Below are 20467 nucleotides of genomic sequence, written 5' to 3'. Positions count from 1 at the left end.
ACTTTTAAAATAAAAGTTCGATCTTCTATCTATATTACTGTAGTAATTGAAGAACACCTTGTGGTTGTTGGTTAGCTTGAGCAAGCATAGATTGTGCCGCTTGTGTCAAGATATTATTTTTAGTAAATGCCATCATCTCTTTTGCCATATCAACGTCACGGATACGTGATTCAGCAGCAGTTAAGTTTTCTGAAGTTGCGCCAAGGTTATTAATAGTATGTTCTAAACGATTTTGAACAGCACCTAGTTTTGAACGCTCTTTCGATACAGTTTCAATTGCAGCATCGATAGTTGTAATAGCTTTGTCTGCTCCTGTTTGAGTTTCTAAGTCTAAAGAATTTACACTCAATGCAGCTGCATCCATTGTAGCAATGCTTAAAGTAATCGATTGGCTAGCATTTGCTCCGATGTGGAATGTTTTACCACTAAAAGAACCACCTAATAGATTTTGAGTATTGAATTCTGTATTATCTGCAATACGAGTGATTTCGGAAGCCAAAGCATCAATTTCTGCTTGAATTGCTTCACGGTCAGCAGATACGTTTGTATCATTTGAAGATTGTACTGCAAGCTCACGCATACGTTGTAGAATTGAGTGAGTTTCGTTAAGCGCGCCCTCAGCTGTTTGGATTAAAGAGATTGAGTCTTGAGAGTTTTTAGTTGCCATGTCAAGACCACGGATTTGTCCACGCATTTTTTCAGAAATTGCAAGACCAGCAGCGTCGTCTCCTGCACGGTTGATTTTGAAACCTGAAGATAATTTTTCTAAGTTTTTAGCAGAAGATCCTTGGTTAGCTGTTAAGTTTCTGTGTGTGTTTAAAGCTGAAATATTGTGTTGAATTCTCATTATGAGATTCCTCCTTGAATTTTGGTTTAGTTAGTTCCACGTCCTTGTGGAATTTGTTTGGCAGGATAAGGTCGGCCGCCCCATTTTTGCCTTACATCAATAGTATCGTACTATATTGGAAATGTTTAATAGTTTTTTAAAGATTTTTTTTAGAAAGTTGTTGTAATAATGTTTTGGAAACATTTAAGGCCTCTTTATTTTGTTGCTGAATACTTTCGTATACTTCGGTTCTGTATACTTTGACACTTTTTGGCGCTACGATACCTAATTTTACTTGATCGCCGTCCACGCTTAAGATTTTCAGTTCAATTTGATCGCCAATCATGATGGATTCGTCTTTTTTTCTTGATAGAACGAGCATTATTTATTGCTCCCTTCAATAGGGAATCTTAATTGAAATACAATTGAATCTTGTAATACAAGTTGTTTTGCGATTTTTTGTTTATGATTGATTAGTATTGGTGCTTGTAAGTTTAATGTTGAACTATTAAAAGGTTCTTTCAACGTAACAATTGAATAAGTTAATATATCTTCTAGTGATTCTATCATTAATTCTTCTTTGTCTTCTTCATTAATATCGAACACATAGTCTTGTTTAAATACAAATGGTAGGGCTATTACAAAACCTATTTCCTTTCGTTTAATAGATTGTAAAATAGCAAATGGTGAATCTTTTTCTAAAGGTAGTATGACAAATTCTTTTATGTCTTCAAATCCTGGGAGACCATTTGAGAATTGAATGATTTCCTTTTCTTCTATTGTAATTTCTCCTAAAAACTTTGTTTCGATAATCATGATCTGCTCCTTCTAGATTGTAACGTCTATTTCTATCGATGGGTACTGTAACATATAGCCCGATACTTTTCCTTGTGTATAGTTGTGAATTGGTTTATTTATTGTTGCATCGATTTGAGCTTTGTTCGTTTGAACATTTATATCAACACTTGCTGGAGTATAGCTAGTTTTTACGGAGTTGATGGAAGGCACGAATTTAATACCTAGTGGTTTCTTATGTGGTGTTGCTTTTGAAGCAGCAATTGCTTGAATAGCATTACCACCTTTTTCAATACTAGCTAATTGTTCTCCTTCTCTAGCACGGCGAGCGATTCCCGAAAGCGCAGCCTGCTTTCCTTTTTGTGCATAATTTCGAGTGGCTTCTAAAGGACCAATCAATCCAAGATCCCTTCTTGCTTGAGATGAATCAATATGAAGTTGACCTCTTGTAGTATGAATAGAAAGTTCGGCAGCTGGTTGGCTTATTCGTAAATCTGCTTTCGGTTGTTCTAAATGTTGTTGAGGTTGTTGAATGTCCAACCCAAGTTGTGCTTTAGTTGTTTGTATTTGAATTTGTGGGATTCTCATCGTCATCTTCCTTTAAAGAAAGCGTTTGAACGGATTGTTCAAACGCTTCATTTTACTATCTTAAAAAGTCTACTAATGATGGTTGAATAATACGTGCTCCGACAGAAAGTGCCGCACTATGAATCGATTCTTGCGTGATTAATTCTGTAATAGCTTTTTCATAATCGATATCTTCATTGTTAGAGAGTTGTTTTGTTACAATTACCTCTTGTGTTCCTAATCTGTTTTCCATCATATCTACTCGGTTTTGACGAGCACCTATGTCGGCACGAGATCCTAAAACTACATTTTGATTATCACTAATGGTTGTCAAAAATCCTCCAATAGTGTCTCCAGTTGTTGTAGCTGAACCMAAAGCGGTTTCAATACTATTCATCATAGCGTCGATGTCTTCAAACATTTTTTTTCCGTTTGTATTTACTTTAATCTCCACACCGTCATAGACTTCAATATTAACATCCCCATTAACTCCAGTAGCTGTTTCAAATGTTGTTCCATTAAATAATGGCGTGAGAGTTTTGGTGCCTGAAAAAATATACTTTTCCCCAACTTTTGTATTCGCCATATCACGGATTTGCTCTTTAATTTGAGTAATCTCCGCTTTTATTTTTTCTCGGTCCTCGGGAGTTTTAGTATCATTGGCCGCATCAGTAACTAGTTCCTGTACACGAATAAGGGCAATACCTACTTTATCAAGTGCGTCATCCGAACTATCAAGCCAATTGTGAACTTCTCCAAGATTTCGTTGATATTGTTCTACTTTCCCTAAATCTGTTCGATATCCGATTCCTTTAATCGCAACTACAGGATCCTGTGAAGGGCGAGTTATTTTCTTTCCTGAAGTTATTTGTTCTTGTAATGTACCCATTTTATTATAACTGTTAGATAAGTTACGAAGCATATTAGTGGAAAGCATTGATTGTGTTACGCGCATGTGAAAGTCCTCCTATTATAGTCCAACTCGGCCCATGCCGTTGATGATTTTATCTAGTGTTTCGTCGATTACTGTAATCATACGTGCATTTGCGTTGTATGCTTGTTGGAATGTAATCATATTTGTCATTTCTTCGTCTAAAGAAACGGAACTAACAGAAGCTCGATTGTTTTCGACAGTTAACTTGATAGTTGTAGAATTGTAAGTAAGTCTTGCAGCTTGTTCTCCATCTACTCCAAGTTGACCGATAATTGATTGATAAAAGGTTTGAACTGTTGCATTACTAGAACCAATTGTTAATGATTCAGATTTCACATTTCCTAATGCTAAGGCATTAGTTCCATTTCCTTCTTCATCTACTGCACTAGAAGCTGCAATACTTCCAGGATCATCTATTATCGCTTGATTTACTTTTATTCCTTTTGCTCCAGTTGCCGAAGTATCAAAAAAGTCGTCAACATCGGCACTGCCAGGAAGAGGGCTACCTGATGCATGAACTGTATTAAATCTATCTACGAAAGCGTCAGCCATGTCATTTAAATTTTTTAACATTTCTGGATAGAACCCAGTTTCATCTCCAATAGCACCATAACCATATGAATTAATTAGGGACAATATTTTCCCTTTATTTGATTCTAACTCATTATAATTAATTGTATCATTCGGTACACTTCCATTTCCTGTTACAGAAAAGCTAGTAAAAGGTTCATAATCCTCGCTAGTTGTCATACCATTTGCTGATAAACTTGCTGCATCTTTTCCATTAACTAAATCTACTGATCTACCATTTAGTTTAATAGATACATTTACTGCACCTTCTGCTATTGGTAGGGCATTTCCTCCCGATTTAGTGTATGTCACTTCGATTGGAAAATAGGTAGATAACTCATCTAATAAATTATCGCGAGCGTCGTATAAATCATTTGGCATATAACCATTTGGTTCAATAGCTTGAATTTGCTCATTCATTGAAGCGATTTGTTTTAATATTGAGTTGATATCATCTGTGGATGTTAAAATTTCATTTTTTATATTCCCTTGAATATCAGAAAGTTGCTTATGAATATAGTTAAACGATTCTGCAACAGCAATTCCTCGCTGAGCTACTACTTTACGAGCACCCGCATTTTCAGGATTGGTACTTAAATCTTGTAAGGATTTCCAAAACTGATTTAATGATTCGTTCAAACCAAATTCAGACGGCTCGGCCATAATATCTTCCATTTGGGTAATAGACTGTGATCTTGATTCCCAATAGCCTAGCTTGTTAGATTCTTGACGATATTGGCGGTCGATGAACTGATCACGAATCCGCTGTACAGACTGCGCTTGCACCCCAGTCCCTAAGTGACCAGGAACTTTTGGTGCATTTAAACCTGTCCCAGGATAACCTAAAGTTGCTTCCATATTCACTCGTTGGCGTGAATACCCTAGTGTATTGGCGTTTGAGATATTATGTCCCGTTGTGTATAGAGCCGATTGTTGGGTTGTCAGTCCGCGTTTACTTGCTTCTAGTCCCATAAATGTGGAGCCCATGGGTTCGCCTCCTTATGCTTGTGAATCGAAGTATGCTTGGCCTTTTGAAGGCGTTCGTACTTCGGATTTTGAGTAGTTTATTTGGTCTGGCTTTGGTCGTAATGTATCTAGTGTTAAGTTGACGAATTGTAATGATTGCAGTGTCAGCTTTTGGTTTAGGTCGTTTTGGTGTTTGAGCGTTTCTAGTGTTAGTAGGAGCTTGTTGCGTGCTGCTCCTAGTTGCTCTTTTTCTTCGGTTGTGTTGGTATTTTCTAGGACTAGTGCAACAGTTGGGTTGTCAGTAGGAGCAATTCCTTTTGCTCGAAGGTAATCCGTTACCTCTGTTTGACGCTGTTGTTCTAGCTGAGAAATGCCTGCTACGTGCGCCTGCTCGTCCTTGAGTAGTTGGTTTAGACTGTCCATGTCTCCCGTTTTGATGACTTCTGTTTTTTTGTATGCAATTTCTAGTAAACTTTTGTGTAGCATGTCAAGTTTGTTTAGAGATTGCAAAATCTTTTCGATGGACATGGTTTTATGCTCCTTTTTTACAAGCGGTAATAATTGAGGATATTTGATGCTAGTTTTTTGGCATCTACTTTATATGTGCCTGCATCGATTTCCGCTTTGATGGCAGCAACTCGCTCTGCTTGATTTACCTCCACTGGAGATTTGGTTTGCATGCTCTTTGCTGCGGATGAGATTTCTAGTTTATCCGTTGTTGGTCTTGTTGTTTGTTGTGCTTTTTCCGTTTGCTGTTGGTTGCGTTTGTATGGATTTACTTGGTTTACACCGATGTTTGTGATTTTCATAATGATATGCCCCTCCTCTTCGATAAAAGTATCTATCTATTATTTCGGTTTTAATCGGCAAGTGTTTAGAGTCTTTTGTAGGAAATGTCTTCGGGTTAATTAGCTAAGGCTTATTTACTAATTAATAAAAACTCTCACTTTTGGTGAGAGTTTTACATGTTATTTTCTAGTGTCTTTATGGTATGTGCCATCTTGTTTGTTTACTTTTTCACGAAACTCTTGTGCAGCTTCAAATTGGCGAAGTCCAGATTTTAGTTGTTCGGTACAGTTATCGCATAGTTTCCCTTGTGTTGTTAGTTTACCACAGTTGTCGCATGGATAGCCAAGGTTTGGGAACATTGCTGGTTGCAAGCGACCTTTTCGGACCCATTTGTGTAGTAGTGATTCTTCTACGCCCATTGCTTCGACGATTCGTTCTACGGTTGCAGCGCGATTTTCGCGTTTACGTAGGAAGCGGTAGACTGTTTCGTATAGTTTTTCTTCATTCATGGCGCAGTTATTGCACACATCTCTTATGCCTGTATAGTTAAAAAATTCGCCGCAGGATGGGCAATTTTTTAGTTCTCCCATGAGGATCCCTCCAAGTTCAGTTGTCTCCTCTTTTATATCGACAGTTTATCCTTTTATTAAAGTAATTGCTTCGACTCTTGTTGCTCCTGCGTCTTTTAATAGTTTTGCGGCATGATGGATGGTTGCACCTGTTGTGTAAATATCATCGAATAAAATATAGTCTCGTGCTTCGATTATAGATGTCACTTCAAAAAGCGGGGTCGCTTCTAAACGTTCTTTTCTCGACTTTTTTCCTTGTTCGTTTTTTGCTGTTTTAGTGAGCAAATGTTGAAAAGGAATGCCAGCACTGGTGAGTAGTTCGTCGACTTGGGCGAATGTTCTTTGGAAAAGTTTTTCAGGGTGCATGGGGATTGGGACGACGATGCTCTCTTTTCCTTCGAATGCATCGTGCAAGTTTGTCGAAAATACTTGCGCTAGTGCTAGGTCTTGTAAGAACTTGTATTGATGTAAGTAGCTCTTCATCGCCTCGTTGTACATATAAAGTGCTACCACCGCATCGACTGCTCCATCGTAGCGAGTATCTTTAAAATCATGGAAATGGATTTCTACGTCGGATTTTATAAATTTACTAAAACATCTATTGCATGTAGAGGACTCTTTTTCATGGAGAAATAGTCTTCGCCATGTCGGGGCTGGTTGGAAATTTGTACCGCATAGTAAGCAATTCATGAGCGATTCCACCCTTCGATTGCAGCTTGTGCTTTGTCCATTTCACGGGAGATGCCGTGATGGAAAAAGGCGATGTCTCCATTTGGATATTGTGCGGAGCGACCGACTCGACCACTTATTTGGATTAGTGCGCTTGAAGTGAAGATTTTTTGTTCTGCTCCTACTACTGCTACATGGACATTTTCGATGGTGATGCCACGTTCTAAGATGGTTGTGGTGAGGAGTCCAGGTATTTTCTTTTCCCTGAGCTGCATGACAAGTTCTTTTCTGTCTGGGTGTTCTGCATGTACTCTTGGTAGGTCTCCCGGGAAGTTTTCGAGCATTTCAATTGTTGGTAGGAATACTAAAAATGGGATCTTGTTTTTTGTTTTTTCTTCGATCCATTGCTTTAGTTTGTGTGGGACTTTTCCTTTGTTTAGTTGTCTTGCGTATCCCCATAGACTGTCAAATCTAGGTACGGGTAGGTCATGTCCATGATATCTTCTGGAGAGCACGGATTGGTTTGTTGTTTGAAGTGATCTTGTTGGTGTTGCGGTTACGTAGTGAATGGCAGCGTCTTGTTTTGCTGCTTTTTTCACTGCGCGTTGGAGTGTTTCGTCTGCGTAATAGGGAAAAGCGTCCGCTTCGTCGACAAATACAACGTCGAATGCGTTTTCAAATCGGTATAGCTGATGAGTTGTTGCAAGTATTAGTTCGGCGAAGCCTTGTTGGTCTGGTGCTCCGCCGTATAGGGCGTGAATGGTTGTTTTTGGAAACACTTTTTGGAAACGTGGGAATAGTTCTAGGATGACGTCGGTTCTTGGCGCTGCAAGGCATACTCGTTTGCCTTGTTTTAGGCATTGATAGATGGATGGAAATAGTAGCTCGGTTTTTCCTGCTCCGCAGACTGCATGTAAAAGGTGGGATTTGTTTTGTTCAACGCTTGTTAGTTGTTCTTCGCTTGCTTTTTGCTGTAGAGGGGTTAATTGGCCGCTCCATGCAAACACATGAGCGTTCGCGCCGCGAGCATGTTCTCCTTTCCAAAGTAGCAACTCGGAACAACTACTCACCCGCCCCATCCTTATGCAGTGGCGGCAATAGGTGCAGTTTTTGTTACAGCGTGCACAGTGAAATGTGTGAAATAAGTTCTGGTTTGTGTTGTGGCATCGGTTGCAGACGTGCTTCTTTAATTGACCAAAAAAGGCTTGGTTTTGGTCTGTTTGGATGCCGGGTTTGAGGTGAATGTGGCCACTTTCGATGTGGGCGTCGATAGCTTCGCGCGGGAATGGGGTATGTTCGCGAAGCCAGATGCGGCCAGTGAGAAATTGCTGCAGTTGTTTGTCCATAGGCATTCTCCTTAGTTGGTTTTTACCCATCCAAGACCCATCGAGCCTTCGCCCAGATGCGTGCCAATTACGGGACCGAAGTAGCTGATCGTGAATTCAACGTTTGGTAGAGTTGCTTCTAAGTCGGTTTTCCATGCGTTTGCTTCTTGTTCGTTGTTTGCATGGATGATGGTCGCTTGTAGTTTAGCGTGTTTGTTTGCGTCTTCTTGGAGAAGGTCTGCAATGCGTTTCATCGCTTTTTTACGTGTTCGGACTTTTTCAAATGGGACAATGATTTTTTTTTTGAAGTGAAGGATTGGTTTCACTTGCAGGACGTTGCCGATGACGCGTTCGATGCCGTTTAGACGACCGCCGCGGTGCAGATGGTCCAGGTTGTCCACCATGAAGTAGGCGCGTATTGTTTGTTTCATCGTGTTTAGTTCTTGTAGGATTGCGTCTGGATGCGTTCCTTCTTTCGCCATTTGTGCAGCTTTGAGCACGTAAAATCCTTGTACCATACAGGAAATTTCCGAGTCGAATGTATATACATCTATGTTGTCTACGATTTGACCAGCTTGTTTGGCACCCGCCAGTGTTCCGCTAATGCCGCTCGATAGGTGGATGGAAATGACTGCGTCGTAGTTTTTAGATAGTTCCTCAAAAGTGCTGACAAAGTCCCCTAGGGCAGGTTGCGACGTTTTTGGTAGCGTGCGCTCGTTTCGTACTTTGTCGTAAAATTCGGTTGCGCTAATGTCGATTTCTTCTTTGAAAGTGTCGTTTCCGATAACAACGCTAAGTGGCACCATGCCAATGTCGAGTTTTTCGCGAATTTCTTTTGGGATATAGGCGGTGCTGTCTGTTACGATTGCTGTCTTCATTTTGTGAATCACACTCCTATTGTTAATTTTACTGAATTGGGGTAGGAATTGGAAGCATAAAAATACCCCGGACATGATATTTGTCATATATGTCCGGGGTGTGGTTTATTCAGCTGCTGAATCTCCGATAAAGTATACGCTTGTCACTAGCCATTTTCCGTCTTCTTTTACGAATACGGTTACTTGGCGTCCTTCACGCTCTAGTTTTGCGCCGGAGTCTGGTTGTTCTAGTGCGATATGGATGTTGGCGAAAACTTGTGCTTGTGTTTTATCGTATTTGATGATGGTTGTTTTGTCGGCAGTTCGAATTGTGTCGTAGTCGTTAAATGTTTGCTCGACGACTATTTTTTCATCGTCATAGTTGAAGCCTTCAGGATTTTTGGCGATGGTCTTCATGTAGCGATCGATGTCTTCGTCGTTAAATGCCTCCATATATTCATCAAAGGCTGCTAGAATTGAATCCTTTTCTTTTGCTGGAACGTTTGCTGCTTCTTCGATGTTGCCACCAGCCATTTCGAAGCCGACTTCAGATTTGTCGTTTGCGCCGTGGTCGGTCGTTTTTTGGGTGTCTGTTGGTGCGATGTCGTTTACGGATCCTGTGTTTTCGTTTGTATCTTCAGTACTATTACATGCCGCTAGAAGTAGTGCTAGGGTTGCGATAGTTAGTGTTTGTATGATTTTCATGTGTGAATTTCCCTCCTGCTGTGGATATTTTGTCATACTTATGACGAAAACTCAATTATTTAGTTTCCTGTTAGACTAGGTGGAATCTTCTGTTAGTTTGTTGTATGATTTTTGGGAGGGAGGTGAAGTTTTTGGTTAGAAGACAACTTGCTTTATTAAAAAGATTACGAACACCACATTTGAAAGAAGAGGAAATACGTCAAGATATTCACCAAATCGAGTCTGGTGTTCGAGGAGAAAATCGACTTTTGCAAAAATTAAACGAATTGCGCTTGCCTGGATCGTATCAAATTTTCCCGGATGTGAGGTTGCAATCTGGTGAGTGGAAAGTGCAGATTGATTGTTTAATAGTTACTGACCGCTGTTGCATCGTGTTGGAGTCCAAAAATATTAGTGACGATTTGTATTTTAATGAGGGCTCTGATGAGTTTTACAAAGTAGATAGAAATGGTAGAGAAATAGTTTATCGAAATCCATATTTTCAACTGATGAAACATATCCGCTTTATGAAAGAGTTCTTCCGATTATTAAATTTCCCCGAAATGAACGTAACAGGTGCTGTAGTATTAACCGCCAAGTCCTGTAGAATCCGCCAGAAACCTGCCAATTATCCCATATTCAAGTTAGAAAGTATTATTGAGAAAATATTGCAAATGTATGACCTTCCATCTTCCCTTCGATTGAGTAGGGAACAATTAAACTTCGTTGAGCAAATGATATGGAAAAAGCAATCTACTTTTATCCCCCGCCCCCTTTGTGAAAACTATCATATTTCTCCAAATGAGTTGGTATTCGGAGTGGAATGCCCAAACTGTAGCACCTTAGGAATGAAGCGGACAGGAAAAACTTGGACTTGCACTAAATGCAAGCATAGTTCTCGTGAAGCACATAAAAACGCTGTGCAAGAGTACTTTTGGCTGGTGAGTAAAGAAATGCGAAATAAAGATTTTCGTGTTTTCTGTCAGGTAGATTCTATTTATGCAGCCTCCCGCATGTTAAGTGGTATGGATTTACAAATTCATAGGGCAGGACCAAAGACATTTTATACAGAGAAAAAGGATCGATGAAAATCGGTCCTTTTTTCTGTTGTAGTTAGTAGTGAATGACTGGATTCAGTGACACTTTTTGTGATTCGCAAGGTAGCATCTCCGAATCGCAAGATACTATGCCGGAATCGCAAAATGGGGCCTGCAAATCGCAAGATAGATTCTCTTAATCGCAAGATCCGCTGACATTTTTTGTGAATCGCAAGGTAGCACCTCCGAATCGCAGGATACTATGCCAGAATCGCAAAATAGAAAATGCGAATCGCAAGATGGACTCTCCAAATCGCAAGATCCACCTCTCTTCTCTACAAAAAAATCCTCTCGCCCGTGGGCAAAAGGATTCACTATCTATTATCGTACTTCTACCCAGCCATTTTTGATGCCGGTTACTACGGCTTGGGTGCGGTCGTTTACGTTCATTTTTTKTAAAATGCTGGAAACGTGGTTTTTTACTGTTTTTTCGGAGATGAATAGTGTTTCTCCGATGGTGCGGTTGCTTTGACCATCTGTTAGCAGTTGAAGCACTTCGCATTCGCGCTTTGTTAGTAAGTGGAATGGGCGGCGAATTTCTGTTTGATGGAAGTTGCCTTTGTTTTCACGTTCGCTTAGGCGACGGAATTCTGTTACTAGGTTGCGTGTTACTTTTGGATGTAGGTAAGAGCCGCCTTTTGCTACTACTTTAATTGCTGAGACGATTGCGTTTGCATCCATTTCTTTTAGCATGTATCCTAGTGCACCTGTTTTTAGGGCGTGGGATACGTATGACTCATCATCGTGAATGGATAAGATGATTACTTTTGCTTCTGGAAATTTTTCTAATAGCTCTGCTGTTGCTTCTACACCATTTTTGGTTGGCATATTAATATCCATAAGTACTACGTCTGGAATATGTTGTTCGTATAGACGAAGTACGTCATTGCCGTCGTTGCCTTCTGCTACTACTTCGAATGAATCTTCAAAATCTAAGATACGTTTTACTCCTTCACGGAATAGTTGGTGATCATCTATAATGATAATTTTTGTCATGTTCATTTCCTCCTAAATTAAAAGCGCAATAGTTATTATTCCTCTTTGATCGGAATGCCAAACAAAATGGTTGTTCCTTTGCCCGGGGATGAAATGATTTTCATCGTTCCTTCGAGCAAGTCCACTCGTTCTTGCATGCCGATTAAACCAAATGATTTTTCTTTTGCCACTTGTGGGTCAAAGCCGACCCCATTATCTTTGACGATAATATTTATTTTTTGTTGCAACCATTCTACTTTCACCCATGCTTCTCCAAATTTTCCGTGTTTAATACTGTTTGTTAAACATTCTTGTACTAATCGGAAAATGGCTACTTCGAAATTGGTTGGCATTCTTTGATCTTCTCCGAATGCTTGGAAATTGATCTTTTTCGTTGGATTATATTCCTCTATCGTTGATATGTATTTTCGAAGTGTTGGAATTAGTCCTAAATCATCGAGTGCCATAGGACGCAGATCGTAAATGATTCGACGAACTTCTGAAAGCGCATCCCGAACCATTGACTTTAGTTCGATAATTTCTTTCATTGCTTCGTCTCCACCACGCTGCTCGTATGTAAGATTGATCAAATCTGTTCTAAGTAATACATTGGCAAGCATTTGTGCAGGACCATCATGTATTTCACGAGAAAGTCTTTTACGTTCTTCCTCCTGTGCTTCGATAATTTTAAGTGTAAAATCTTGTTTAATCTTAGCGTTTTCTAGTGCTTGTCCTACATTTTTCAAGTCCGATGTTAAATAATTCATCACGATATTTACTTGATTAACTAATTGATCTGCACGCTCAATCATTTCTAAAAGCCCTTGTAACCTACGTTCTAACTCATCTCTTCGTTGTCTTAACTGTTTTTCTTCGTTTCGTTTAATAAGCAGGTTTATTTGAAGTTCGTTCGCAGTTTCGTAAGCGCTACGGACTTGCGGTTCATCATACGAATCAAAGTTTTTGGAGACTTCAGCTAATCGGTTTCGCGCTAGCCTTGAGTTCTTTTCCAGCGTATCCCCTTCTGAAATAACTATTTCGATATTACTTCTTATTACTTCTAACTCAACTTTCATTTCTTCGAAGCTTTGTCGACTTTGTTCGCTTATAATGAATATATCCCTTTTCGAATGATCCATTACTTCAACCATTCGATCGAAAATAACATCTAACGATTGAGTATTTAGATTCTTTTTCGTCATCTGTTTTTTTCTCCTTTAAGCATGCAAATGAGTGTCCATTCATAAATGCTGACAAACCTTATTATAGCACTTAATAACTAAAAATAAATTAAAATTACTTTACAGATATATTTCAAATGATACAGGGAGGAATTTTTTATGAGAAATGATTACCAGACAGTGAAAGGCTACGGAGAGAGCGAGATTATTATTCAAAAGTCACGCTTCCTCACTTTTGTCGACCGTGCCGATACCGAACAAGAAGCCCAGGATTTTATTAATAATATCAAACAACTACATAAAGTTGCTACTCATAACTGTTCTGCTTACATAATTGGGGAGCATGATAATGTCCAAAAAGCCAACGATGACGGTGAACCTAGTGGTACTGCAGGGGTGCCTATGCTTGAAGTACTAAAAAAACAAGGGTTAAAAGATACAGTGGTCGTTGTTACGCGTTACTTTGGAGGCATCAAACTTGGTGGTGGCGGTCTTATTCGCGCTTACGGGAAAGCGACGACAGAAGGTATTGACGCAGCAAAAGTAGTAGAGCGAAAGTTGCATCATTTAGTGAAAATACAAGTAGATTACACTTGGCTCGGTAAAGTAGAAAATGAAATTCGAAATTCAAACTATCCGCTCAAAGAAATAAATTATGCAGAGACGGTCGAATTTTTTGTTTACACGCCAGCAAATGAGGAAACTGTATTTACAGAATGGGTGACGGAAATGACCAATGGGCAAGCAAAAACGGAAGTTGTTGAAAAAGAATTTTTGGAATTTGATGTGAATTGAATTATACTTTTACATAAGAGGTGATTACATGAAAAAGATATCCATATTGATCCTGTTGCTTTTTAGTTTAAGTGCGGCTCCCATGATTTCTTCTGCTGCTTGTCCGACACCTGTCTATTGGGACGGTGTGGAACTCAAGTCAGGGCAAATCGGGCGAGTGCTTATTCAAAAACCGACGACCATTTACAAAAATGTTCATGGGACTTTCGAATTTTCTCGAACGGTTAAACCTGGTGAAAATTATCGCGTTTATGCAAATAAATCGACCTATTACCATCTTGGCGGYGGCTTGGTAATTAAAGAGGACGCATCGATTTTATATCAAACGCCTTCCAAGCACAAATTGAATTGTGCTAAAAATGCATCTACATCGTTATCAATTGGGGACTCGGCAACATCTGTTTCAACTAAACTGGGCATAGCGCAAAAAATGGTAAACAATGAATTTGGAACTTCCACTTCTATTTATCACAAAAATTATCAAAACTTTTATGCAATCAGTTTATTAAACAATAAAATTGCGTCCCTTTATACGAAAGATAAGCACTACCAAGTAAATGGTATATCGATTTCGAGTACCATTAGCGACCTAGAAAATAAACTAGGCGCCAATTATCAAACGACCGGCAACACATATCCAGTCGAAATCATCACCTACCAATTGCCAAAATACGAAGCAACCTTTTTTATCGATGTACATAATGACAATAAAGTTTCTGCCATTCTATTAGTAGATTATCAATTGATGAATAAAAACCCAAATTTATATCCGAAAAAATCTACTACTCTAGAAGCAAATTATGAAACTTTATTATTCGAATTAATCAATGCGGAAAGAAAGGTTCAAGGTGTCCCTGTTTTGCAAAATGCAGCTAAAGTGGCGACAGTTGCTAGAAAACATAGTGCTGATATGGGGACAAATGAATATTTTAGCCATGATAATTTAAAGGGTCAATCACCATTTGATCGACTTGCAATGGATGGTGTGACGTTTAGAAATGCTGGCGAGAATATAGCGACTGGTTATACGAATGCATATTTTGCGCATGAGGCGTTGATGAATTCGCTTGGTCACCGGAAGAATATTGTAAGTACTGCCTATACGCATGTAGGTGTTGGTGTATTTTTTGCTAAGTGGACCTATGGTTCGATTCCTTATTATACGGAGAATTTTATTAAGCCTTAACTACTTATTAAATACGTATACGGTGTACTTTAAACCTGAACGTATAGTAATACCTTTACCTAGTTTTTTTATATAGAAGGAGGCGCTAGCAAATCTAGCGCCTCCTTCTATATTTCGGTAATCCTATTATTAACATTCGTCCGTCGTACACCTACAACGTAATTAAATAAGCTTTAAATACTTTAGGTAAATTAGAGAATAACTACTTTCTTATATGATCCAAGGCAGCCAAAGATGCAATTTTGGCTGCTCAACACCTCTCTATTGCTATTCCCCTTTCCAACTTTTATAATGTCATTCTTTTAAGTTAGAATCACTGATGCAAAAGAGTTTAGTATCCTATCTTCTTCTTCAAAGTATATAGTTAAGCTCACTTTCATTTTCTTTTCCTAATATAAAAAGGTGACCACATCTGTGATCACCTTTTTATTAGTACTTCTCGATTGTCGTGCCTTGGTAGTAGTGTTTTAGGATGCGGTCGTATGTCCAGCCGGCGTCAGCGCGAGCTTTTGCTCCCCATTGGCTCATGCCGATGCGATGGCCGTATCCTTTTCCTTTTACCGTAACGGAGTCGATGCCGCCGGTTGTGCCGCTTGTCGATACGATTCCTTCATTTGTTTGAATATTGATATCTCCATTTGGAATGGTTTCCACGCCTATTGCGGTTTGCACGGAAGCGCCTGTTAAGGAAGTGATATCAGTTGTTCCATTTTTTTGTTGTACGGAAAGTTCTGTGATGCCGCCAGATGGTTTATTGAAACTTATATCATACCAGCTAGATTTTAAGGATGCATTATTGGCATCTAAAAATACGTTTCTCATCACAGTTTCATTGCCCTTGATCGTTTTTTCTCCTGAAGTAGTGACAGCTGTTACAGCTGTTACTTCCCCATTAGAACCACCTTTTGTTAACTTCACATCTAATAGAGCATCGGAGCTAGAAAATCCGAATTTCTTGAGAATATTTGCCGTAGGAATTGTTACTGACCAGTTATCGTAAGGTGATTTTTCAATAGAATCATCTACAGATACGAATTGTGGCACTTGAGCAGAATCCCAAACTTCTCCGATATTTGCTGTTTTACCGCCACTTGCAGCATAGTAATACGCTTGTACAAGTTTGCCATTAGATTTGATGACTAAATCTTTTGTCGCATCTACAGCTGAGTTGGTACTTTTTTGTTCAGAAGTATGGCCTTTGTACATTTGGTCTTTTGTTGTACTGCTTAAAATACCAGCCTTACTTAAAGTATAGCTTCTTGCGGCAACTGTTTGTGCTTTAAGTGCTTCTTGGTGCCAAGATGCATACGCTTCGTTTGGAATAACTCCTTTTAAGTAGTTTTCCAAGTCTAGACGATTGACGATTTGTACGCTAGCACCGGATTTAACAACACTAAAGCTTCCTCGAAACTGTGTACCATTTGGTGTTTTTCCAAGTGGTTGTGATGAAACTTCCGCTACTTTTGCAGACGTTGCTGGTACCCATGAGGATGCACCTTGTTCGTCTGTAATGGAGTACCATACTTCGCCGTTTGCATTTGTAAATTCATTGACGAAGTTGGCACCTTGAAATGCTTTATACGATTTTATTGTTTCATAATCAGCAGTTGCGCCTTTTTTTCCATCGACATCTGATGTGAAGACTACAATTTTTTCATTACCAGTTAGTGCATGTAGCGCAAAACCGTTCGCAGAAAACATCGAGGCACCTGTTTGATAAATCGATACTTCCCCGTTTACTTGCGAAAATGTAACGGGTGTATTTGGCAAGGCAAAAAACATTTCTTTTGTCGTCAAGTTTTCTAATTTATAGACACCAGTTAAGTGAAGCGAAGTCGTAGTAGCGTTGTGGACTTCTACTTGGACTTGCTTAGAATAACTTTCTTGCTTGTATGCAAAGGCCGTATTCGAAACTGCTAAACTAAGTGCCACTACTGATAGACCGGTTATTATTTGTTTAAACAATTATTTCACCTCAGTTAGCGTACTTAGCACCCAACCTTTAGTTCCTTTAGCTGTTTGCACATTGTACCATATTTCACCATTTGCATTTTTGAATGAGTCTAAATATTTTAAAGAAGTTCCTTTTGCTATTAATTCAAGTGATTTGTAGTTTGTCGTAGCACCTTTTCTTATGTTCACTGCTTGTTTTGTTACTACTTCGGATGGTAGGACATTGCTCGGTTTTGTTGTCGTCACATCACCAGAGAATACCCAGCCTTTTACCGTAGCGGATACTTCTACACGGTACCAAATGCCAGCAGCCGCTTTATGTTGATCGATCACTTTTAATCCTTTATTTGCTCCGAAAGTTGCTAGTACTTTGTAGTCACGTGTTGCGCCACTATGTACTTTTACATTGCTACCAGTTGTGTATACCGTAGATGGTAGACCAGTAGAAGAATCGGGTGCAGTCGTTGGTGGTGGTGTTACAACTGATCCACCTTCTGCAACTGCTTTTTGTAATTGCTTAATAATCGCATCTTGTTCTGCCACTTGTTTTTCTAGTGCTGTTACTTTTGTGTTTATTGGATTTAGTTGAGCTTGTACCCATTCTACAGAAGCTAGTAAAAGATTAGAATTTGCTTTTGTTGCGCTAGGCAATGTAATTGTTAATAGTAAACTTAAACCTAGTACTGCTCCAATTGTTGCTAAAAGTTTCTTTTTCATCGTATACAATTCTCCCTTTTATTGTTTGAAATAGTTTTCTAGTCCTTTTCGAATTCCTGCTGCTGCTTTTTTCTGGAATGCGGCTGAAGCTAGTTGTGCTTCTTCCGTTGGATTCGATATAAATGCAAGCTCTACAAGAACAGAAGGAAGCTCGTTCATACGATTGACGTAAAATACTTGTTCTTTTACTCCACGATTATAAGTACCTATTGCTTTTACTAAGTCCGATTGGATGCTTTTTGCTAACGTCAAACTTCTCGGACCGTTAAAGTTAACCGTCGCATTGTAATAGGTTGTTGTTCCTTTAGATGAGGCATTAAATGCATCTGCATGAATACTAATAAATGCATCGTAATCCGATTTATTTGCAATATCCGTGCGTTGTTTTAGCTCTAAGAAGACATCCGTGCTTCTCGTTAAGACCACTTCCGCGCCAGCAGCTTCTAACTCAGCTTGTAAGGCTTTAGCAGTTGCAAGCACTACGTCTTTTTCTCTTTTTCCATTTGGTCCTACTGCGCCAGGATCTTTTGCACCATGTCCTGCATCTAAGATGATTTTCTTACCTGCTAATCCTTTTTCAACAACTTTAATCGTCAATTCTTTATCGTAATCTCGAATTGTATATGTGTAATTCGGGTCAAAGGTGATTAATAAAACGGAAGTACCACCAGATACTTTTTCCACTTTCATACTTTTCACGCCAGTAACAGATGATTTAATCTCGTTTATATCTGATAGATTACCAAATATACGCAAAACGTTTGCAGATGGCGTCGAATAAGTAATATCGAATTTAGAAGGTTTAGTCCATACCATATAGTTTTGACCATTTCTTACTTCTGTTCGACCATTTGATAGTTGGATCGGTGAAATATCCGACAGCATGGAAGCTTGAATCCAACCACGTTTTTCACTTTGTGTTTCAATATTTAACCAACCATTCAATGAACGAAGTATTCGTACTGGCGTGCTTAAATAAATCGTATCCACTTTTTTCGCAGTTGCACTTGCACCATTGTAAACAGTAGCTGTTTTCGTCCCGTATTTAGTCGGGATATTATCATTTACTTCAAAGTCTGGAATCCAGCCCTCTTTACCACCAGCATTAATTTGGATCCAAGTAGTACCGTCTGTTGCGACTACTTTGTTTAATACGGTAAAGCTTGTGTTTTTAGCAAGACCTTGTAGAACGGCAGAGCTATAATTGCTGTTTGCGTACAGTAAAGCATTCGCTCGTTTAATGGTCCCTGTTTCTCCCGCACCAGGCGTAACAATAGGTGTATCTTCCGCAGCATCTACGATGGTTACAACTGATTGATGCAACCAAGCATCTCCGCTTGTCGTGCTCACTTTATACCATTTTTCTGATTTTGCGTCCGTTGCATATTGTTTTGACTCGAATCGATCATTTTCTCTCGATTGTGTCACTACATCAAAATTAGTGCCTGGGCCTGAACGCATATTTGCAACAGATACAGAAACTTTCAAGCTATTATTCTCTTCTACTACACTAGCATCTGTAGATGGAGTTTCAGGTGTTGGATTTTCGGGTACAGTAGAAACAGTTTCAAATGCTTCTGCAGGAATCCAACCTTTTTTTCCTACTGCATAGCTTACTTGGTACCATTTTTCTTTAGATGCGTTTGTAAACTCTTGATGGATTGATAGTTTTGTCCCTACTTGAATCGTCGCTACGGTTTTATAGCTTTTCGTAGCGCCAGAGTGAACAGTGGATGTTGTGCTCACTACTTTACTTGCAATCGATGACTCTTCGAATGCAGAAGCAAACATCCAACCTTTTTTACCTGTTGCATAAGTAACCTGCACCCATTTTTCTTTAGATGCATTTGTAAACTCTTGATGGATTACTAGAGTTGTCCCAGGCTTTACTGTGGAAACGATTGCATAACTATTTGTCGCACCTTTATGAACAGTAGTTTGTTGGACCACTTTCATCGAAGTCGCGGTTTCACCAGCTGTTGCATTTAGTGCAAATAGTTCCGAAGTGACCCAGCCTTTTTTACCATTATATTCTACGTTAAACCATATTTCTTTTTGCGCATTTGTAAATGCACTTAATACTTTCAATGAAGTGCCTGCTGGAATTGTAGCAACTACTTTATACGAAGTTGTTGCCCCACTGCGCATATTCGCCGCATTTTTTCCTATTTTTTGCGTCGTGCCCGCGTAAGAAATGCCAGTAGAAGCAGATGCAGCTTTTACGGCAGTTTGTGCGATTGGCTTTACATAGTCACTAATAACCCAGCCTTCTGCACTATTATAGGAAACTTTATACCAAGCTTCTCCTTTATTATTTTTCTCGTAGCCAATAACGGATACCGCTTGACCGGTTTGTACTTTTCCAATGCTATCAAATTCCGTGCCAGCACCAGTTCGTACATTGACATTTGTCGCTGTAATTTGAGCTTTTGAGCCTACAATTTGATCTAATACGACAGATGTGTTAGAAGTAGCATATGCTGTTGGTGAATCATTCACAAGAAGATTTAGTGGCAAAAGAACGGAAGTTGCTAAGACAGATGATGCGATTACTTTTTTCATTTGTTCCTCCTTGAAACCTGTGTTTTCTCCATTTTAATGCACCTATCCCCATAAAACAATCCAACTAATGTAATTAAATCCAATGTCATAGAATTGTAATATTATAAAAATAGAATAATGTCGTAATATCTGCTGTAGATTTTCGAAGCTTGTAGGTTCCAGAAAGATGGAATATATCACCAATGGCACTTGTAAAAATTAACACAACTGTCGATTAACCATTTTGTAGTTTACGTTTTTGGTACGCTTTGGACGAAATGATCACTACATCATTATCGTGGGAAAAGTGTAGTAGGAAGTGACTGTGTCACTTCCTACTACACTTTTTTCGTTAATCTTGTTGTGGATATTTGTCCGTCACGTACCAAAAAGTTCAAAATAAAAAAGCAAATATTTGTGGGAATGAAAGAGCAGCCAATTTTGCATCTTTGGCTGCTTTTTTCTGAATAA

The 20467-nt window shown here is 39.1% G+C and carries 21 protein-coding genes; 3 read left to right on the top strand and 18 right to left on the bottom strand.

Features of this window, described 5'->3' with window-relative positions; all coding sequences use genetic code 11:
• Positions 1 to 34: 34 nt before the first annotated feature.
• The 13 genes from AC1DFT_RS11635 to AC1DFT_RS11575 all read right to left on the bottom strand — a co-directional run bounded on the left by AC1DFT_RS11635 (position 35) and on the right by AC1DFT_RS11575 (position 9572).
• Positions 35 to 847, bottom strand: a complete 813-nt coding sequence (locus tag AC1DFT_RS11635; RefSeq protein WP_477919369.1) for a flagellin N-terminal helical domain-containing protein — start codon at positions 845 to 847, stop codon at positions 35 to 37.
• A gap of 136 nt (positions 848 to 983) precedes the next feature.
• Complete coding sequence (gene csrA, locus AC1DFT_RS11630; RefSeq protein ID WP_477919368.1) at positions 984 to 1208, bottom strand: carbon storage regulator CsrA; 225 nt, start codon at positions 1206 to 1208, stop codon at positions 984 to 986.
• Positions 1208 to 1642, bottom strand: coding sequence for a flagellar assembly protein FliW (gene fliW / locus AC1DFT_RS11625; RefSeq protein WP_477919367.1), 435 nt, complete (start codon positions 1640 to 1642; stop codon positions 1208 to 1210). Before fliW ends, csrA begins: the two co-directional genes overlap by 1 nt.
• A 12-nt stretch (positions 1643 to 1654) precedes the next feature.
• Positions 1655 to 2209 carry a DUF6470 family protein gene (locus AC1DFT_RS11620; RefSeq protein ID WP_477919366.1) on the bottom strand — a complete coding sequence of 185 codons (555 nt, stop codon included), beginning with the start codon at positions 2207 to 2209 and terminating at the stop codon, positions 1655 to 1657.
• Between the two features lie 55 nt (positions 2210 to 2264).
• Positions 2265 to 3143 carry a flagellar hook-associated protein FlgL gene (flgL, locus tag AC1DFT_RS11615; protein ID WP_477919365.1) on the bottom strand — a complete coding sequence of 293 codons (879 nt, stop codon included), beginning with the start codon at positions 3141 to 3143 and terminating at the stop codon, positions 2265 to 2267.
• 15 nt (positions 3144 to 3158) lie between these two features.
• Complete coding sequence (flgK, locus tag AC1DFT_RS11610) at positions 3159 to 4679, bottom strand: flagellar hook-associated protein FlgK (RefSeq protein WP_477919364.1); 1521 nt, start codon at positions 4677 to 4679, stop codon at positions 3159 to 3161.
• 12 nt (positions 4680 to 4691) lie between these two features.
• A complete protein-coding gene (locus AC1DFT_RS11605) occupies positions 4692 to 5186 on the bottom strand; it encodes a flagellar protein FlgN (RefSeq protein WP_477919363.1) in 495 nt (164 codons plus the stop codon).
• Between the two features lie 17 nt (positions 5187 to 5203).
• A complete protein-coding gene (gene flgM / locus AC1DFT_RS11600; RefSeq protein ID WP_477919362.1) occupies positions 5204 to 5467 on the bottom strand; it encodes a flagellar biosynthesis anti-sigma factor FlgM in 264 nt (87 codons plus the stop codon).
• Between the two features lie 159 nt (positions 5468 to 5626).
• Positions 5627 to 6037, bottom strand: coding sequence for a TIGR03826 family flagellar region protein (locus tag AC1DFT_RS11595; RefSeq protein WP_477919361.1), 411 nt, complete (start codon positions 6035 to 6037; stop codon positions 5627 to 5629).
• A 45-nt stretch (positions 6038 to 6082) separates the two neighbouring features.
• Positions 6083 to 6706: a ComF family protein gene (locus AC1DFT_RS11590; protein WP_477919360.1), complete on the bottom strand. Its 624-nt coding sequence runs from the start codon at positions 6704 to 6706 to the stop codon at positions 6083 to 6085.
• A complete protein-coding gene (locus tag AC1DFT_RS11585) occupies positions 6703 to 7755 on the bottom strand; it encodes an ATP-dependent helicase ComFA (protein ID WP_477919359.1) in 1053 nt (350 codons plus the stop codon). The genes AC1DFT_RS11590 and AC1DFT_RS11585 overlap by 4 nt, the downstream gene beginning before the upstream one ends.
• A gap of 287 nt (positions 7756 to 8042) precedes the next feature.
• Entirely contained in the window at positions 8043 to 8888 is an 846-nt protein-coding gene (locus AC1DFT_RS11580; protein ID WP_477919358.1) for a DegV family protein, read from the bottom strand.
• A 105-nt stretch (positions 8889 to 8993) separates the two neighbouring features.
• Positions 8994 to 9572, bottom strand: coding sequence for a YybH family protein (locus AC1DFT_RS11575; RefSeq protein WP_477919357.1), 579 nt, complete (start codon positions 9570 to 9572; stop codon positions 8994 to 8996).
• A 131-nt stretch (positions 9573 to 9703) separates the two neighbouring features.
• Here AC1DFT_RS11575 and AC1DFT_RS11570 point away from each other — a divergent pair, with 131 nt between their 5' ends.
• On the top strand, positions 9704 to 10639 hold the full coding sequence (locus AC1DFT_RS11570; RefSeq protein WP_477919356.1) for a nuclease-related domain-containing protein: 936 nt from the start codon (positions 9704 to 9706) through the stop codon (positions 10637 to 10639).
• Between the two features lie 330 nt (positions 10640 to 10969).
• Here AC1DFT_RS11570 and AC1DFT_RS11565 read toward each other — a convergent pair whose 3' ends face one another.
• Positions 10970 to 11644 carry a response regulator gene (locus AC1DFT_RS11565; RefSeq protein WP_477919355.1) on the bottom strand — a complete coding sequence of 225 codons (675 nt, stop codon included), beginning with the start codon at positions 11642 to 11644 and terminating at the stop codon, positions 10970 to 10972.
• Between the two features lie 35 nt (positions 11645 to 11679).
• Complete coding sequence (locus AC1DFT_RS11560; protein WP_477919354.1) at positions 11680 to 12825, bottom strand: sensor histidine kinase; 1146 nt, start codon at positions 12823 to 12825, stop codon at positions 11680 to 11682.
• A gap of 138 nt (positions 12826 to 12963) precedes the next feature.
• On the opposite strand from AC1DFT_RS11560, the gene AC1DFT_RS11555 reads away from it, so the two are divergent.
• Together AC1DFT_RS11555 and AC1DFT_RS11550 are read left to right on the top strand one after the other, a co-directional pair.
• Positions 12964 to 13599, top strand: coding sequence for a YigZ family protein (locus tag AC1DFT_RS11555; protein ID WP_477919353.1), 636 nt, complete (start codon positions 12964 to 12966; stop codon positions 13597 to 13599).
• A gap of 28 nt (positions 13600 to 13627) precedes the next feature.
• On the top strand, positions 13628 to 14785 hold the full coding sequence (locus AC1DFT_RS11550; RefSeq protein ID WP_477919352.1) for a CAP domain-containing protein: 1158 nt from the start codon (positions 13628 to 13630) through the stop codon (positions 14783 to 14785).
• Positions 14786 to 15214: 429 nt separating this feature from the next.
• Here the strand turns inward: AC1DFT_RS11550 and AC1DFT_RS11545 are convergent, their stop codons facing one another.
• From AC1DFT_RS11545 to AC1DFT_RS11535, 3 genes are read right to left on the bottom strand one after another with little or no spacing between them, the layout of a single operon-like run.
• Entirely contained in the window at positions 15215 to 16750 is a 1536-nt protein-coding gene (locus tag AC1DFT_RS11545) for a SpoIID/LytB domain-containing protein (protein WP_477919351.1), read from the bottom strand.
• Positions 16751 to 17455 (bottom strand): SH3 domain-containing protein, encoded by a 705-nt coding sequence (locus tag AC1DFT_RS11540; RefSeq protein WP_477919350.1) that lies wholly within the window; start codon positions 17453 to 17455, stop codon positions 16751 to 16753. It lies immediately after the preceding gene.
• Positions 17456 to 17473: 18 nt separating this feature from the next.
• A complete protein-coding gene (locus AC1DFT_RS11535; protein WP_477919349.1) occupies positions 17474 to 20017 on the bottom strand; it encodes an SH3 domain-containing protein in 2544 nt (847 codons plus the stop codon).
• Between the last annotated feature and the right edge of the window lie 450 nt (positions 20018 to 20467).

Source organism: Psychrobacillus sp. 05T411 (assembly GCF_056396485.1).
Note: the sequence above shows the minus strand (reverse complement) of the source record. Positions and strands in the feature narration are given on the sequence as shown.

Bases quoted from the DNA above. Each gene is read 5' to 3' on its own strand.
- AC1DFT_RS11635 (WP_477919369.1), bottom strand. From the start codon at position 847: ATGAGAATTCAACACAATATTTCAGCTTTAAACACACACAGAAACTTA.
- csrA (WP_477919368.1), bottom strand. From the start codon at position 1,208: ATGCTCGTTCTATCAAGAAAAAAAGACGAATCCATCATGATTGGCGAT.
- fliW (WP_477919367.1), bottom strand. From the start codon at position 1,642: ATGATTATCGAAACAAAGTTTTTAGGAGAAATTACAATAGAAGAAAAG.
- AC1DFT_RS11620 (WP_477919366.1), bottom strand. From the start codon at position 2,209: ATGAGAATCCCACAAATTCAAATACAAACAACTAAAGCACAACTTGGG.
- flgK (WP_477919364.1), bottom strand. From the start codon at position 4,679: ATGGGCTCCACATTTATGGGACTAGAAGCAAGTAAACGCGGACTGACA.
- AC1DFT_RS11605 (WP_477919363.1), bottom strand. From the start codon at position 5,186: ATGTCCATCGAAAAGATTTTGCAATCTCTAAACAAACTTGACATGCTA.
- flgM (WP_477919362.1), bottom strand. From the start codon at position 5,467: ATGAAAATCACAAACATCGGTGTAAACCAAGTAAATCCATACAAACGC.
- AC1DFT_RS11595 (WP_477919361.1), bottom strand. From the start codon at position 6,037: ATGGGAGAACTAAAAAATTGCCCATCCTGCGGCGAATTTTTTAACTAT.
- AC1DFT_RS11590 (WP_477919360.1), bottom strand. From the start codon at position 6,706: ATGAATTGCTTACTATGCGGTACAAATTTCCAACCAGCCCCGACATGG.
- AC1DFT_RS11580 (WP_477919358.1), bottom strand. From the start codon at position 8,888: ATGAAGACAGCAATCGTAACAGACAGCACCGCCTATATCCCAAAAGAA.
- AC1DFT_RS11575 (WP_477919357.1), bottom strand. From the start codon at position 9,572: ATGAAAATCATACAAACACTAACTATCGCAACCCTAGCACTACTTCTA.
- AC1DFT_RS11560 (WP_477919354.1), bottom strand. From the start codon at position 12,825: ATGACGAAAAAGAATCTAAATACTCAATCGTTAGATGTTATTTTCGAT.
- AC1DFT_RS11555 (WP_477919353.1), top strand. From the start codon at position 12,964: ATGAGAAATGATTACCAGACAGTGAAAGGCTACGGAGAGAGCGAGATT.
- AC1DFT_RS11540 (WP_477919350.1), bottom strand. From the start codon at position 17,455: ATGAAAAAGAAACTTTTAGCAACAATTGGAGCAGTACTAGGTTTAAGT.
- AC1DFT_RS11535 (WP_477919349.1), bottom strand. From the start codon at position 20,017: ATGAAAAAAGTAATCGCATCATCTGTCTTAGCAACTTCCGTTCTTTTG.